The sequence below is a fragment of the Nocardioides sp. genome, assembly GCF_035503875.1.
Taxonomy (GTDB): domain Bacteria; phylum Actinomycetota; class Actinomycetes; order Propionibacteriales; family Nocardioidaceae; genus Nocardioides.
The window spans coordinates 42,742-56,864 of sequence record NZ_DATJTA010000050.1; the positions used below are offsets into that span (position 1 = coordinate 42,742).

Consider the following 14,123-nt stretch of genomic DNA (forward strand, 5'->3'; position numbering starts at 1 on the left):
GCAACGTACCGACCGGGTCCGGCAGGATGTGCCCATGGGTGAGCGACGACCGGGCTGGGTGTACGACGCGGGCAGCGAGCCCGACCCGCGCTTCACGCTGGCCAACGAGCGCACCTTCCTCGCCTGGGTCCGCACCAGCCTCGGCGTGCTGGCCGGGGCGGTGGCCCTGGAGTCGCTCGCCGTCCCCGAGCAGGACGGCCTGCGCCTGGTCCTGGTGGTCGCACTGCTGCTGCTCGGCGGCCTCACCGCCCTGCTGGCCTGGCTGCGCTGGGCGCGCGTCGAGCGCGCGATGCGGACCCGGACCCCGTTGCCGGCGTTCCATCTCGGCCTCGTGATGACCTCGGCGCTCGTGGTGCTGTCGGTCCTGCTCGCGGTGGCGCTGGCCCTGTAGCCGAGTCAGACCGCCTTCGCGGCCGCGCGGCCCGCCGTCCGGCCCGAGAACAGGCAGCCGCCGAGGAAGGTGCCCTCAAGCGCGTTGTAGCCCATCATCCCGCCGCCGCCGAAGCCGCTCACCTCGCCCGCGGCGTACAGCCCCGGGAACGGCGTGCCGTCCGCGCGCAGGCACCGCCCGTCGAGGTCGGTCTCCAGGCCACCGAGGGTCTTGCGGGAGAGGATGTTGAGGCGTACGGCGATCAGCGGTCCGGCCTTCGGGTCCAGGATCTTGTGCGGCGTGGCGACCCGGATCAGCTTGTCGCCGAGGTAGCCGCGCGCCCCGCGGATCGCCGTCACCTGGGCGTCCTTGGTGTAGGCGTTGTCGATCTCCCGGTCCCGCGCCTCGATGAGCTCGCGCAGGTCCGCCTCCGCCAGCTCGGGCGCCCCCGGACCGGCGACGGCGTTCATCCCCCGGACCAGCTCGGTCAGCGTGTCCGCGACGACGAAGTCCTCCCCGTGCTGCTTGAACGCCTCCACCGGCCCCGGCGCGCCCTTCTTCACGCGCGACAGCAGCAGCTTGACGTCCTTGCCCGTCAGGTCGGGGTTCTGCTCCGACCCCGAGAGCGCGAACTCCTTCTCGATGATCTTCTGCGTCAGGACGAACCAGGAGTGGTCGTACCCCGTCGAGCGGAGGTGGCGCAGGGTGCCGAGGGTGTCGAAGCCCGGGAAATACGGCGCGGGCAGCCGACGGCCGGTCGCGTCCAGCCAGAGCGACGACGGGCCGGGCAGGATCCGGATGCCGTGGTTGGCCCAGATCGGGTCCCAGTTGCGGATCCCCTCCACGTAGTGCCACATTCGGTCGGGGTTGATGACGTTCGCCCCGGCGCCCTGGGTCAGCGCGAGCATCCGGCCGTCGACATGGGCCGGTACGCCGGAGACCATGGTCGCCGGCGGGGTGCCGAGCCGCTCGGGCCAAGCCTGGCGGACCAGGTCGTGGTTGCCGCCGATCCCGCCGCTGGTGACGATCACCGCCGAGCCGCGGAGCTCGAAGTCGGCGACCTCGTCCCGGGAGCTCGCCCGGCCGCGCTCGACCGGGTCCGCCGCCAGCACCCGTCCCTGCACCCCGACGCAGGTGCCGTCCTCGACGACCAGGCCGTCGACCCGGTGCCGGAACGCGAAGGTGATCAGCCCGTGCGCGACGTGCTCGCGCACGCGCCGCTCGAACGGCGCCACGACGCCCGGTCCGGTCCCCCACGTGATGTGGAAGCGCGGCACCGAGTTCCCGTGCCCCTCCGCGCGGCCGTCGCCCCGCTCGGCCCAGCCGACCACCGGGAAGAACCGGTGCCCCATCTCCCGCAGCCAGGAGCGCTTCTCCCCCGCGGCGAAGTCGACGTACGCCTCCGCCCACGCGCGCGGCCAGCGATCCTCCGCGCGGTCGAACTGGGCGCTGCCGAGCCAGTCCTGCCAGGCCAGGTCGTGGGAGTCCTTGACCCCCATCCGGCGCTGCTCCGGTGAGTCCACGAGGAACAGCCCGCCCAGCGACCAGTGGGCCTGGCCGCCCAGCGACTGCTCACCCTCCTGGTCCACCAGCACCACCGACCGGCCCGCGTCCGCCGCCTCGGCGGCCGCCACCAGGCCGGCCAGGCCGGCTCCCACGACCACGACATCGCACTGCGCCACAGCATCCACGGCGCGATCCTCGCACGGCCGGCGACCGCGTGGGTCAGTCCGGCGCGGAGGCCTCGTCGACGTGCCGCAGGGGCAGCGCGAACGCGAAGGTGCTGCCCGCGCCCGGAGTCGCGGTGACCCAGATCGAGCCGCCCATCAGGGTGACCAGCTGCTTGCAGATCGCGAGCCCGAGGCCCGTGCCGCCGTAGCGGCGCCCGACCGTGTGGTCGCCCTGGGTGAACGCCTCGAAGAGCCGGCCCTGCTGCTCCTCGGTCAGCCCGATCCCGGTGTCCTCGACCCGGACCACGACCTTCGTCGTGGTCGTCGTGCGCTCGGCGACCTCCACCCGGACGTGGATCGTCCCCTCGTGGGTGAACTTGACCGCGTTGCTCAGCAGGTTGGTGAGCACCTGCGCGATCCGCTCGGGATCGCCGGAGAGCGGGCGGGACAGCGCCGGGGCGATCTCGGCCTCGAGCTTCAGCCCCTGCTCCTCGGCCGCCGGCCGGGTCAGGGCGACCACGTCGAGGACGATCGCCCGCAGGTCGAGCGGGACGTCGTACAGCGTCGCCTTGCCGGCCTCGATCGCGGAGAAGTCGAGGATCTCGTTGACCAGCCGCAGCAGCCGCTGGCCGGAGCGGCTCATCGTGCCGGTCAGGGCCACCTGCTCGGTGTCCAGGTCGCTGTCGAGCAGCAGCTCGGCCGCCGCGAGGAGGGCGGTGAGCGGAGTGCGGATCTCGTGGCTGACGTTGGCGAGGAACATCGACTTCGCCTCGCTGGCCTCCTCGGCCCGCAGCCGGGTCTCGTGGAGCTCACGCTGCATGCGGTTGCGACCAGTGATGTTCTCGGCGATGCCGTAGACGCCGACCAGCCGGTCGGCGACGACGATCGGCAACCCGGTCACGAGCAGCTCGACGTCGGTCCCGTCGCGGGCGCGGATCACGGTCTCGAACTGCTGCGCCTCGCGCTGGAGGAGCCGCCCGAAGGCGGCGACCACCGCGTCGAGGTGCTCGGACTCCAGGATCTCGGTGAAGACCATCCCCCGCAGTTGCGTCTCGGTGTAGCCGCTGATCCGCTGCGCCGCGGGGTTGGCCGCGGTGAAGCGGCCCCCGAGGTCGAGGGAGAAGACCGCGCTGGGGTGGTACTCGAACAGCGAGCGGTAGCGCTCGTTGGTCTCGGCGAGGCTCAGCTCGGCCCGGTGCTGGCGCGACCAGAGGTACGCCGCGGCGAGGTGCGCGGCGGCCGAGGCCGCCACGGCCACGACCGCGCCGCTGCGGCGCCCGAGAAAGCCGACCATGTCGGCCAGTGTTGCAGCCTGCACCCCCCGTGGGGGCTCAGCGCCAGAGATCGCGGTGGAGCTGGAGCTCGGTGTGCAGCGCCGGCGGCACCGGGAGACCTCGCTCGACCAGTGCGCCGGTGAAGTCCTCGAGGGCCGCGAGCAGCTCGCGGTGCGCGCGGGCCAGCTCGTCGCGGTGCCCGCGGCCGGTACGCCGGTCGGCGACCCGCTGCCGGGCCTCGTGCAGGCGGCGGTTCAGGAGCGCGAGCGATTCGGGCGAACCGGTTCGCGACTCCTCCTCGGACGACGCCCCCATGAACCCCACCTTCCGCCTCCGCCCTCGCGGCCCGGTCGAGCCGCGTCCGTCGGAGTGGTTGGCGTCACGTTACCGCCCCGGCGGCCTTTGCGGGCGGCACATCGCGATCAGGCGCGCCTGCGGCGCAGCGGCAGCAGGTGGGTCTTCCCCTCCCGCTGCGCGACCATCAGCGTCGCCTCGCGGTCGTACGACGCGGCGAGCTCGGCGACGTACTCGTCGTGCCCGGAGTCGATGGCCTGGTTGATCGCGCTGACGTAGCTGCCGTGCAGCCGGTCGAGGTCCTGGACGAGGGTGGTGGAGGTACTCATACCGGTAGAGCGCCCAGGCGGGACGCTTCGTTCCCGTTCTCGCCGCGATGTGACCAAGCGCCCACGGTTGAAGAACGCCCCCGCCGCGGACAGGATCGCCGGATGAGGATCACCGGCGCCGTCCTGGAGGAGATCGGGCTCCCGCGGCCGTACGCCGCGTCCCGCCCGCTGAAGCTGCGCGACCTCGAGCTGGCCGAGCCGGGGCCGGGCGAGCTGCTGGTCCGCATCGAGGTCGCCGGGCTGTGCCACTCCGACCTCTCCGTGGTCAACGGCGACCGGGTCCGGCCGGTCCCGATGCTGCTCGGCCACGAGGCGGCCGGCATCGTCGAGGCGACCGGGCCCGGCGACTCCGACCTCGCGGTGGGCCAGCGCGTCGTCATGACGTTCCTGCCCCGCTGCGGCGACTGCGCGGGCTGCCGCACCGACGGCGTCCGTCCATGCGTGCCCGGCTCCGTCGCCAACGGAGCGGGTGCCCTCCTCGAGGGCGGGACCCGCCTGAGCGGCGACACCGGGCCGGTCCTGCACCACCTGGGCGTCTCGGCCTTCGCCACCCATGCGGTCGTCGACCGCCGCTCGGTGGTGCCGGTCGACGCCGACGTTCCCCCCGAGGTGGCGGCGCTGCTGGGCTGCGCGGTCCTCACCGGAGGCGGCGCGCTGCTCAACGCCGCCCCGCCCGCGGCCGGCCAGCGGGTCACGGTCGTCGGCCTCGGCGGCGTCGGGATGGCGGCGCTGCTCACCGCGCTCGCCCTGGAGGTGGAGGTCGTCGCGGTCGACACCGTGGCTGACAAGCTCGCCATCGCGTCCCGCCTCGGCGCCACCCGCACGGCCCACCCCGACGAGGCCGCCGGGGAAGGACGGGAGGGCCTGCTCGGCGACGTGGTCGTCGAGGCCGCGGGCAGCGCCCGGGCCTTCGAGACCGCGATCGCGCTCACCGCCCCGGGAGGTACGACGGTGACGGTCGGCCTGCCCCATCCCGACGCCCGGGCCAGCGTCTCCCCCCTGGGCCTGGTCGCCGAGGGCCGCACGATCGTCGGCAGCTACCTCGGCAGCGCGGTCCCGAGCCGCGACATCCCCCGCTTCGCCGCCCTGTGGCGCGCGGGCCGGCTGCCGGTCGAGGAGCTGGTCTCGTCGACCATCGAGCTCGCCGAGCTCAACACCGCGCTCGACGTACTCTCCGACGGCGCGGCGCTGCGCCAGCTGGTGCGCTTCCCCTGAGGCGAGCTCAGCGGAACGCCGGGATCCCGGTGATCGCCTGGCCGAGGGTCAGCGTGTGGATCTCGTTGGTCCCCTCGTAGGTGTAGACGGCCTCCAGGTTGTTCATGTGCCGGATCACGGGGTACTCCAGCGTCACGCCGTTGGCGCCGAGCACGTTGCGCGCCTCGCGCGCCACGTCCATCGCCTGCCGGACGTTGTCCAGCTTGCCCATGCTGACCTGCGCCGGGGTCAGCCGACCCTGGTCCTTGAGCCGGCCGAGGTGCAGGGCCAGCAGGGTGCCCCGGTTGACCGAGACCAGCATCTCCACGAGCTTGCGCTGGATCAGCTGGAAGCCGCCGATCGGCCGGCCGAACTGCTCGCGGGAGGTCGCGTAGTCGAGGGCCGCCTCGTAGCAGGCACGGGCCGCGCCCATCGCGCCGAAGAGGATCCCGTAGCGCGCCTCGTTCAGGCAGGACAGCGGACCGCGCATGCCCTCGACGCCGGGCAGCACCGCACCGGCGGGCAGCCGCACGTCCTCCAGCACCAGTTCCGAGGTGACCGAGGCGCGCAGCGACATCTTCTGGTGGATGGTGTTGGCCGTGAAGCCCGGCGTGTCGGTGGGGACGACGAAGCCGCGTACGCCGTCGTCGGTCCGCGCCCAGACGACGGCCACGTCGGCGATGCCGCCGTTGGTGATCCACATCTTGGTGCCGTTGAGGACCCAGTCGGTGCCGTCGCGCTTGGCCACCGTGCGCATGCTCGCCGGGTCCGAGCCGGAGTCCGGCTCGGTCAGCCCGAAGCAGCCGATGGCCTCGCCGGACGCCATCGCCGGGAGCCACTGCTCCTTCTGCTCCTCGGAGCCGAAGGCCCGGATCGGGAACATCGCGAGCGAGCCCTGCACGGAGACGAAGCTCCGGATGCCGGAGTCCCCCGCCTCCAGCTCCAGGCAGGCCAGGCCGTAGCTGGTGCCGCTCGTGCCGGCGCAGCCGTAGCCCTCCAGGTGCATGCCGAGCAGGCCGAGGGAGCCCATCTCGGTGGCCAGCTCCCTCGGGAAGATCCCGCGGTCGAACCAGTCGCCGACGTCCGGGAGCACCTGCTGCTGCACGAACTTGCGGACGGTCTGCTGGATCGCCACCTCCTCCTCGTCGAGGAGCGCGTCCAGGTCGAGGAAGTCGCGGGGGTCGTTCGCCCGGCGGGGGTCCAGGGGTGTCGTCATGGTGCTGTCCTGTCCGTGGGTGGATGTGCAGGGGCTCGGCCGCCGATGGCCGCGGTCGCGTTGCGGGCGGTCGCCGTGACGCGTTCGACCAGGAGGGCGGTCGGCAGGTCCTCGGCCACCGGGCCGCCCCAGATGGTGAGGGCGAAGGCGACGTCGCCGTTCGGGCCGAAGACGGGCGCGGTGATGGACTCGACGCCCTGGTCCTTGCGGTACTCCGTCGGGTTGTAGCCGACCCAGCCGCCGCCGGCCGCGTGCGGGAGGGTGACCACGTAGCCGCGCGAGCGCACCAGGTCCGGGATCTCCAGGAAGCGCTCGCGCGCCTCCGCCGAGACCGGGCTGGCCGCGCGCAGCCACTGCTCGCGTCGCTCGGGCGTCGACCACGCGGCGAAGACCGAGCCGAACGGCGGGCGGAAGGCCACCCGGCGTCCGACCTGGGAGAGCTCGCCGCTGCGGGGTCGCCCCGACGCGGCGGCGAGGACCAGCTCGTTGCGCACCAGGCAGCTGGCGGTCACCTCGGTGTCGAGCTCCTGGGCGAGCTCGTCCATCATCTGGCGGACCGAGTCGATCAGCCGCAGCTGGTCGAGCAGGTCGGCGTCCGCCGTCGCCAGCGATCGCGGTCCGAAGGAGCCGTAGCCCCCGCGGAAGAACAGGAGCGGGTCCACCGGGTTGAGCACGCCCAGCTCGAGCACGCGGCCGACGACGATGTCGTGGTCGCCGCCCTCGTGGATGGCCTCGATCTCGCAGTCCAGATGCGCGACGCAGTGCTCGATCACCGGGTTGCCGTGGTCGGACGGGCGCCAGGCGATGCCGTCGAACTTGTCCACCTTGCGGGTCGCCACGGCCCGGCACACCGGTTCCTGCTCGGCGCTGAGCACGTTGACCCCGAAGCCCGTCCCCGACTCCCGCAGCGCCTTCCAGGAGCTCGACTGCTTGTCGGGCATGAACATGACGAGCGCGGGGTCGAGCGAGACGGAGTTGAACGAGCCCACGGTCATGCCCAGGGCCTCGCCCGACGCGGAGAGCGCCGTGATCACGACCACCCCGGTGGGGTACTGCCCCATCACCTCACGGAAGTCTGCCTGGTCGATCGGTGTCCTGGCATCACCCATGTCACCCTCCTGCCACAGTGGCGCGGCCACGGTCGAGCGCCACCACGCCGTCGGCCCGCACCGTGCGGAACCACACCTGCTGCCCCTGCTGCCACACCTCCACGGTGAGCTCCTCCCCCGGCCACACCGGGCTGGAGAACCGTCCGCCGATCGAGGTCAGCGCGGACGGCGTACCCCCGGCCACGGTGGCGACCAGCGCGCGGCAGGTGAAGCCGAAGGTGCACATCCCGTGCAGGATCGGCCGGTCGAAGCCGCCGCGAGCAGCGAAGGCGGGGTCGGAGTGCAGCGGGTTGCGGTCGCCGTTGAGGCGGTAGAGCAGCGCCTGCTCCGGCCGGATGACCAGGGGTACGACGTGGTCCGGCCGCGGGCTCGGCGGCTCCCAGGCCTCGCTCGTCCCGCGGTCGCCGCCGAAGCCGCCCTCACCCCGGATGAACGAGGCCGACCGGCTGCTCACGACCGCGTCGCCGGTCTCCGGGTCGACCGCGATGGTCTCGGTCCACACCACGGCGCCCGAGCCCTTGTCGAGGATCTCGCCGACCCGGGCCGTGACCGAGAGCCGTCCCGCCACGGGCAGCGGCCGGTGCAGGACCAGGTGCTGCTCGGCATGCACCAGCTTCGACCGGTCGTACGGGCCGATGTCGGGGCGCAGCACCCGCTGGGCGAGCACCCCGCCGTACGACGGCAGCACCTCGGGCGTGACGCCCTCGGTGTTCTCCGTGGTGAGGACGAGCTCCTGCAGCGGGTCCTGGCCGGCGCCGACCGAGACGGCGTAGAGCAGCACGTCCCGCTCGTCCCAGTCGACGGTCACCGCGTCGGTGGCGGTGCCACGGGAGGAGAGGTCGAGGGGCACGGCTCAGCCCTGCCCGGAGTCCGCACCGGGAAGTCGCGGGTTCACGTAGGCCTGCTCCAGCAGCTTCGGCATCACCTCGGCCACCTCCTCGTCGGTGAACAGGTGCTCCCGGGACTCGCTCGGCCCGGGGCGCCAGCCCTCCAGGACGGTGACGGTGCCGCCGGTGACCCCGACGACCTGACCGGTGACGTCACCGCTGGCATCGGTGCCCAGCCAGGTGACGAACGGCGAGATCGCGGCCGGGTCGAACGGGTCGAAGGCGCCCTCGGCGTCGTCGATCAGGCCTTCGGTCATCCGGGTCCGCGCCCCCGGCGACACGGCGTTCACGCGGACGCCGTACCGGTGCAGCTCCATCGCGGTGATCACCGTGAACGAGGCGATCCCCGCCTTCGCCGCCCCGTAGTTGGCCTGACCGATGTTGCCGAGCAGGCCGGACGTCGACGTCGTGTTGACGATGCACCAGGGGCGGGCGCGGCCGGCCCGGTGCTCGGCCCGCCAGTGGTTGGCGGCGTGGTGCGTCGGCGCGAAGGTGCCCTTGAGGTGCACCCGGATCACGTCGTCCCACTCGTCCTCGGTCATGTTGGTGACGGTCCGGTCGCGGATGATCCCCGCGTTGTTGACCAGGGTGTCCAGTCGGCCGAACTCGTCGATCGCGCGGTTCACCAGCGCCTCGGCGCCGGTCATCGAGGAGACGTCGTGGGTGTCGGCGACCGCTCGGCCGCCGAGGGCGCGGATCTCCGCGGCCACCTGCTCGGCCATCGACTCCGAGGCTCCGGAGCCGTCGCGGGCGACGCCCATGTCGTTGACGACGACCGCGGCGCCGTGTGCGGCGAGGTCCAGCGCGTGGAAGCGTCCGATGCCCCCTCCCGCGCCGGTCACGATCACGACCCGGTCGTTGGCGTCACTCATCGCAGCTCACTCTCACTCGTCGGTTCGATCTGTCTCAGGCGGCCAGGGCGGCAGGGGTGCCGAGCACGAGGACGCCGGCGCTCATGAACATGCCGCCGTTGCCGAGGGCGACGCTGATGTTCACGTCCGGCACCTGCGCGGCCGCCTGGCCGCGGAGCTGGCGGACGGACTCCTGGATGGCGAACATGCCGTACATCCCCGTGTGGGTGTACGCCAGGCCGCCGCCGTTCGTGTTCAGGGGCAGCGACCCGCCGGGGGCCGTGTGCCCCTCCTCGACGAAGGACGGCGCCTCCCCCTTGCCCACGAAGCCGAGGTCCTCGAGCCCGTAGATCGGCACGTGCGCGAAGGCGTCGTAGATCATCAGGTGGTCCACGTCCGCGTGCCGGATGCCGGCCTCGGCGAACGCCCGCTCACCGGCGGTGCGGAACGCCCGGGAGGAGGTGAAGTCCTCCATCATCGAGATCATCGCCGACTCGCTGGACTCGCCGCTCCCGAGCAGGTGCACGGGGTCGTGCGGCAGGTCCATGACGCCCGCCCGCTCGGACGAGGTGAGGACGACGGCCGCGCCGCCGTCGGTGACCAGGCAGCACTCGAGCAGGTGGATCGGGTGCGCGACGACCCGGGAGGCGAGCACGTCCTCGACGGTGATCGGGTCCCGGAGCTTGGCGCGGGGGTTCATCGCCGCCCACTGGCGCTGGACGACGGGGACCGTCGCCAGCTGCTCGGGCGTCATGCCGTACTCCTTCATGTAGCGCAGGATCCCGATGGGGAACGTCGTGGGCGCGCCCATCACGCCGTACGGCACCTCGAACTGGCCGCGCATCGACTGCGGTGCGGGCGCCCAGGGCTGCATGCCGACCCGCGACCGGCCGGACTCGCCGTGCGTGACCAGGACGGTCGAGCAGTGGCCGGCGGCGATGGCCGCGGCCGCGTGCCGGACGTGCAGCATGAAGGACGAGCCGCCCACGTGCGTCCCGTCGAGGTAGTGCGGCGTGATGCCGAGGTACTCCGCCACCTCGACCGGGGACTCGCCGGCGCACGCGACGCCGTCGATGTCCTGCAGTCTCAGCCCGGCGTCGGCGATCGCGCGGCGCGCGGCCTCCGCGTGCAGCTCGATCGCCGACTGGTCCGGGATCTTGCCGAGCCTCTCGGTCTCGGCGGCGCCGACGATGGACACCGCTCCGCGCATGCTCATGAGGTCCTCCCGACGGGCCGGAACTTGGGGACGGCGACGTCGCCGTGCTTGTCGAAGACGACCTCGAGGTCCATGTCCAGGACGAGCGCCTCCGAGGTCTGCGGGCACTCGACGATGTTGCTCATCAGCCGCGGACCCTCCTCGAGCTCCACGACCGCGATCGCGTACGGCGCGTCCTCCTCGAACCCCGGCGCCGGCCGGGTGTTGATCAGGTAGGTGTGCAGCGTCGCGCGGCCCGAGCAGAGCAGCCACTCCAGGTCCTCGGAGGCGCACGACGGGCAGGCGGTGCGCGGGTACATGAAGGCCAGGCCGCAGGCCCGGCACCGCGGCACCCGCAGCTCGCCGCGGGCGGCGTACTCGAAGTAGGGCTCGGTGTTCGGCGTCGGCTGCGGGACGGGCTTGGCCGTCATGCTCACCACCCCTTCCGGACCGCGATCCGCTCGCGGTGCACGTCGGCGTTGCCGAGCAGGAGCTCGGAGGACTTGGCGCGCTTGAAGTAGAAGTGCGCGTCGTGCTCCCAGGTGAAGCCGATGCCGCCGAAGATCTGGATCGACTCCGCGGCGATCGCGAAGAACGCGTCGGAGCAGACGGCCTTGGCGACCTCGGTGGCGAGTGCCCGGTCCTCGGCCCCCTCGGCCACCGCGGTGCTCGCGCTGAGGGAGGCGGAGCGTGCGGCCTCGAGCTCGAGCAGCATGTCGGCCGCCTTGAACTTGATCGCCTGGAAGCTGCCGATCGGCACGCCGAACTGCTCGCGGATCTTGGCGTAGGCGACCGTCTCCTCGAGCACCTTCCCGGCGGCCCCGACCATCTCGGCGCACAGGGCGGCCAGCACCAGGAGCTCGGTCTCGGCGAGCGCGCTCTCGACGGCGGCGCCGCGCGCGACCACGGCGGCCTCGGCGTCCGCGAAGTCGACGGTGGCGAGGCCCCGGGTCTCGTCGAGGGCCGGGTGCGACGTCACGCGGACGCCGTCCTGCCGGACGTCGACGGCGACCAACACCGGCTCGTCCTCCTCGTGGGCGACGGCCAGCAGCAGGTCGGCCGCCGCGGCGTCGATGACGAGCGGGGCCGTGCCGGAGAGGACCTCCCTGGCGAGCGTCAGCCCGGTCGTCGTACCGGCCCAGGCGCCGGAGGCGTCGAGCACCGCGGCGGTCGCCACCGTGTCACCGGAGGCGATGCCGGGCAGGTAGCGGGCGCAGGCCTCGTCGTCGCCGGAGAGGCGCAGCAGGTTGCCGGCCAGCACGACCGAGGCGAGGTACGGCGAGGCGTGGACGACGCGGCCCATCTCCTCCAGGACCACGGCCTGCTCGAGGAACCCGAAGCCGGACCCGCCGTACTCCTCGGAGACGGCCATGCCGTGGAGGCCGAGGTCCTGGGCCATCGACTTCCACAGGTCGTGGTCGAACGGCGCGTCGGAGTCGAGGCTGCGGCGCAGGTGCTCGGAGTCGGCCTGCTCCGAGAACAGCTTGCGCACCGCCGACCGGAGATCCTCGTGCTCGCGGCTGTAGGCGAGGGTCATGCTTCGTCTCCTCCGTGCTGAGGGTGTGGGTTCAGAAGGTCCGGGTCGCGCCAGACGACGAGGCAGTCGAGGGCCTCGGCGCCGTCGGCGTGCGACCGCAACGGGTTGATCTCGAGGGACTGGAGGGAGTCGCCCAGCGCATGCGCGACGTCCGCGAGGGCGAGCACGGCGTCGACGAGGGCCTCGACGTCGACCGGCCCGGTGCCGCGGGCGCCGCGCAGCAGCGGGGCGGCCCGCAGCTCCGCGAGCATGTCGAGCACGTCGGCGCGGCCGAGCGGCAGCGGCCGCAGGGCCACGTCGCCGAACACCTCGACGAAGACGCCGCCGAGGCCGAGCACCAGGACCGGTCCCCAGACCGCGTCGCGGTTCACGCCGACGACGAGCTCGACGCCGCCCGAGCGCATCGGGGCCAGCAGCACGCCGTCGAGCCGGGCGTCCGGCTGCGCGGCGGCCACCCCGCCGGTGATCTCCTCGTACGCCGCCGCCACGACCTCGTCGCCGGAGACGCCGAGGCGCACTCCCCCGACGTCCGACTTGTGCTGGACGTCGACGGACGAGATCTTCATGGCGACCGGACCGCCGAGGCCTGCGGCCGCGGCGACGGCCTCGTCGGCCGTCCGGGCGACCACGTGCGGCACGACCGGCACCCCGGCCCGGGCGACCAGGTCGAGGGCTTCGGCCTCGGTCAGCGCCCGGCCGACCAGGCTCTCGTCGAGCGTCACGGCCCGGGGTGCGGGCGGCTTGCGATGCATGAGCTCCGCGCTGCGTGCCACCCAGGTGGCGGCGTGGGCGACGGCCGCGAGACCGTGCTCGGTGCCGGGCACGCGGATCAGACCCTCAGTGGCCAGGATCTCCCTCGCCAGGCGGGACAGTGGCGCGGACACCGGGTCCTGCAGGACGACCGGAACGGGTACGTCGCGGACCGCGGCGGCGATCTCCGCGAACCGCTCCCGCTGCTGGGCCGCGAAGGCCGGGTCGGTCACGTCGCCCGGCAGCACGAAGGCCTGGAAGACCAGGGCGTCGAAGACGCGCTCCGCGCCGGAGGCGAGCCGGGCCAGCGCCTTCAGCGGCAGGGACGGGTCGGAGGTGGCGATGCCGGTGACGTCGAGCGGGTTCTGGGCCGACGAGATGTCGGGCAGCACCTCGGTGAGCGCGCTCCGCGCGGCCTCGTCGAGAGGTGGCAGCGTGAGCCCGACGTCGGTGGCCCGCTCGGCGAGCAGCTCGCCGGCTCCGCCGGAGGCACCGACGACGCCGAGGCGGCGCCCGGCGGGGCGGAAGCCGCGGGAGAGCAGGGCGGTGGTCGCCACCAGCTCCTCGAGCGAGCGGACCTCGATGATGCCGAGAGCGGCGAGCGCGGCGCTGGTCGCCGCCGCGTCCCCGGCCAGGGCGCCGGTGTGGGCGACGGCCGCCCGCTGGGCGACCTCGCTGCGCCCGACGGTCAGCGCCACGATCGGCTTGTCGAGGGCGACGGCGCGCGCGGCCAGCGCGCGGAACTCGTCGGGGTCGCGCACGGTCTCGAGGAACAGGCCGACGGCACCAACGCGGTCGTCCTCCAGCTGGTGGGCCGCCAGCTGGGCGGCGGTGAGGGCCGCCTCGTTCCCGGACGAGATGACGCCGGCGACCCCGACGCCCCACGCGATGCACAGGCTCAGCACGGGCTTGATCAGGCCGCCGCTGTGCAGCACGAACGCGGCCGGTCCCGCGGCGGGGAGCTCGGGGACGTGCAGGCCGAAGGCCACGACGCCGTCGTTCAGGTTGAGCAGGCCGCCGCCGTTCGGCCCGAGCAGGACGACGCCCGACTCGTGGGCCGCGTCGACCAGGGCCTGCTGGTGCGAGCCGCCGTCGGCCAGCTCGCCGAAGCCGGCGGTGAGGACGACGACCGCCTTCGCTCCGGCGGCCGCGGCGCCGCGGATCATGTCCGGCACGGTCTCGCGCGGCGTCATGACGTAGGCGAGGTCGATCGCCTCGGGCAGGTCCGCGAGCGAGACGTGGGCCTGTTGGCCGTGCACGACTCCGCCGCGCGGCGCCACGCAATGGACCCGGACGTGCGGCGAGAAGCGCCGCAGGTTGGCGTGGGCGTTGACCGACCAGGCGGACCGCTCGGTGGCGCCGACCAGGGCGACGGACCGAGGGTCGAGGAGCGCGTCGAGCCCGCCGGCACGCGGACCGGCACCGGCGAGGCGGTCGCCGGTCACGG

The 14,123-nt window shown here is 73.4% G+C and carries 14 protein-coding genes; 2 read left to right on the forward strand and 12 right to left on the reverse strand.

Annotated features, from left to right (window positions below; genetic code table 11):
• Nucleotides 1–34 precede the first annotated feature (34 nt).
• The gene (locus tag VMF51_RS11700) at nt 35–391 is read left to right on the forward strand and encodes a YidH family protein (protein WP_325474607.1); all 357 of its coding nucleotides are present in this window, start codon (nt 35–37) and stop codon (nt 389–391) included.
• A 5-nt stretch (nt 392–396) separates the two neighbouring features.
• Here the strand turns inward: VMF51_RS11700 and VMF51_RS11705 are convergent, their stop codons facing one another.
• The 4 genes from VMF51_RS11705 to VMF51_RS11720 all read right to left on the reverse strand — a co-directional run bounded on the left by VMF51_RS11705 (nt 397) and on the right by VMF51_RS11720 (nt 3,937).
• Nucleotides 397–2,061: an FAD-binding dehydrogenase gene (locus tag VMF51_RS11705; RefSeq protein WP_325474608.1), complete on the reverse strand. Its 1,665-nt coding sequence runs from the start codon at nt 2,059–2,061 to the stop codon at nt 397–399.
• A gap of 34 nt (nt 2,062–2,095) precedes the next feature.
• Nucleotides 2,096–3,334, reverse strand: a complete 1,239-nt coding sequence (locus VMF51_RS11710) for a sensor histidine kinase (protein ID WP_325474609.1) — start codon at nt 3,332–3,334, stop codon at nt 2,096–2,098.
• A gap of 37 nt (nt 3,335–3,371) precedes the next feature.
• On the reverse strand, nt 3,372–3,629 hold the full coding sequence (locus VMF51_RS11715; protein WP_325474610.1) for a hypothetical protein: 258 nt from the start codon (nt 3,627–3,629) through the stop codon (nt 3,372–3,374).
• 107 nt (nt 3,630–3,736) lie between these two features.
• Complete coding sequence (locus tag VMF51_RS11720) at nt 3,737–3,937, reverse strand: hypothetical protein (RefSeq protein ID WP_325474611.1); 201 nt, start codon at nt 3,935–3,937, stop codon at nt 3,737–3,739.
• Nucleotides 3,938–4,039: 102 nt separating this feature from the next.
• Here VMF51_RS11720 and VMF51_RS11725 point away from each other — a divergent pair, with 102 nt between their 5' ends.
• Complete coding sequence (locus VMF51_RS11725) at nt 4,040–5,152, forward strand: alcohol dehydrogenase catalytic domain-containing protein (protein ID WP_325474612.1); 1,113 nt, start codon at nt 4,040–4,042, stop codon at nt 5,150–5,152.
• A gap of 7 nt (nt 5,153–5,159) precedes the next feature.
• Here the strand turns inward: VMF51_RS11725 and VMF51_RS11730 are convergent, their stop codons facing one another.
• Genes VMF51_RS11730 through VMF51_RS11765 form a run of 8 tightly spaced genes read right to left on the reverse strand, consistent with a single transcriptional unit; the run spans nt 5,160 to nt 14,121 of the window.
• Entirely contained in the window at nt 5,160–6,347 is a 1,188-nt protein-coding gene (locus VMF51_RS11730; protein ID WP_325474613.1) for an acyl-CoA dehydrogenase family protein, read from the reverse strand.
• Nucleotides 6,344–7,456 (reverse strand): flavin reductase family protein, encoded by a 1,113-nt coding sequence (locus VMF51_RS11735; RefSeq protein ID WP_325474614.1) that lies wholly within the window; start codon nt 7,454–7,456, stop codon nt 6,344–6,346. The genes VMF51_RS11730 and VMF51_RS11735 overlap by 4 nt, the downstream gene beginning before the upstream one ends.
• 1 nt (nt 7,457) lies before the next feature.
• Nucleotides 7,458–8,306, reverse strand: a complete 849-nt coding sequence (locus VMF51_RS11740; RefSeq protein WP_325474615.1) for a MaoC/PaaZ C-terminal domain-containing protein — start codon at nt 8,304–8,306, stop codon at nt 7,458–7,460.
• A 3-nt stretch (nt 8,307–8,309) separates the two neighbouring features.
• Nucleotides 8,310–9,215, reverse strand: a complete 906-nt coding sequence (locus tag VMF51_RS11745; protein WP_325474616.1) for an SDR family oxidoreductase — start codon at nt 9,213–9,215, stop codon at nt 8,310–8,312.
• A gap of 34 nt (nt 9,216–9,249) precedes the next feature.
• Entirely contained in the window at nt 9,250–10,410 is a 1,161-nt protein-coding gene (locus tag VMF51_RS11750) for a thiolase C-terminal domain-containing protein (protein ID WP_325474617.1), read from the reverse strand.
• A complete protein-coding gene (locus VMF51_RS11755) occupies nt 10,407–10,820 on the reverse strand; it encodes a Zn-ribbon domain-containing OB-fold protein (RefSeq protein WP_325474618.1) in 414 nt (137 codons plus the stop codon). The genes VMF51_RS11750 and VMF51_RS11755 overlap by 4 nt, the downstream gene beginning before the upstream one ends.
• Nucleotides 10,821–10,822: 2 nt before the next feature.
• Nucleotides 10,823–11,926, reverse strand: coding sequence for an acyl-CoA dehydrogenase family protein (locus tag VMF51_RS11760; protein WP_325474619.1), 1,104 nt, complete (start codon nt 11,924–11,926; stop codon nt 10,823–10,825).
• Nucleotides 11,923–14,121: an acetate--CoA ligase family protein gene (locus VMF51_RS11765; protein ID WP_325474620.1), complete on the reverse strand. Its 2,199-nt coding sequence runs from the start codon at nt 14,119–14,121 to the stop codon at nt 11,923–11,925. The genes VMF51_RS11760 and VMF51_RS11765 overlap by 4 nt, the downstream gene beginning before the upstream one ends.
• Between the last annotated feature and the right edge of the window lie 2 nt (nt 14,122–14,123).

What these genes read in the sequence shown, in the direction of transcription:
- VMF51_RS11710 (WP_325474609.1), bottom strand. Translation starts at nt 3,334, where the DNA reads ATGGTCGGCTTTCTCGGGCGCCGCAGCGGCGCGGTCGTGGCCGTGGCG.
- VMF51_RS11730 (WP_325474613.1), bottom strand. Translation starts at nt 6,347, where the DNA reads ATGACGACACCCCTGGACCCCCGCCGGGCGAACGACCCCCGCGACTTC.
- VMF51_RS11715 (WP_325474610.1), bottom strand. Translation starts at nt 3,629, where the DNA reads ATGGGGGCGTCGTCCGAGGAGGAGTCGCGAACCGGTTCGCCCGAATCG.
- VMF51_RS11720 (WP_325474611.1), bottom strand. Translation starts at nt 3,937, where the DNA reads ATGAGTACCTCCACCACCCTCGTCCAGGACCTCGACCGGCTGCACGGC.
- VMF51_RS11725 (WP_325474612.1), top strand. Translation starts at nt 4,040, where the DNA reads ATGAGGATCACCGGCGCCGTCCTGGAGGAGATCGGGCTCCCGCGGCCG.
- VMF51_RS11735 (WP_325474614.1), bottom strand. Translation starts at nt 7,456, where the DNA reads ATGGGTGATGCCAGGACACCGATCGACCAGGCAGACTTCCGTGAGGTG.
- VMF51_RS11745 (WP_325474616.1), bottom strand. Translation starts at nt 9,215, where the DNA reads ATGAGTGACGCCAACGACCGGGTCGTGATCGTGACCGGCGCGGGAGGG.
- VMF51_RS11750 (WP_325474617.1), bottom strand. Translation starts at nt 10,410, where the DNA reads ATGAGCATGCGCGGAGCGGTGTCCATCGTCGGCGCCGCCGAGACCGAG.
- VMF51_RS11760 (WP_325474619.1), bottom strand. Translation starts at nt 11,926, where the DNA reads ATGACCCTCGCCTACAGCCGCGAGCACGAGGATCTCCGGTCGGCGGTG.
- VMF51_RS11700 (WP_325474607.1), top strand. Translation starts at nt 35, where the DNA reads ATGGGTGAGCGACGACCGGGCTGGGTGTACGACGCGGGCAGCGAGCCC.
- VMF51_RS11755 (WP_325474618.1), bottom strand. Translation starts at nt 10,820, where the DNA reads ATGACGGCCAAGCCCGTCCCGCAGCCGACGCCGAACACCGAGCCCTAC.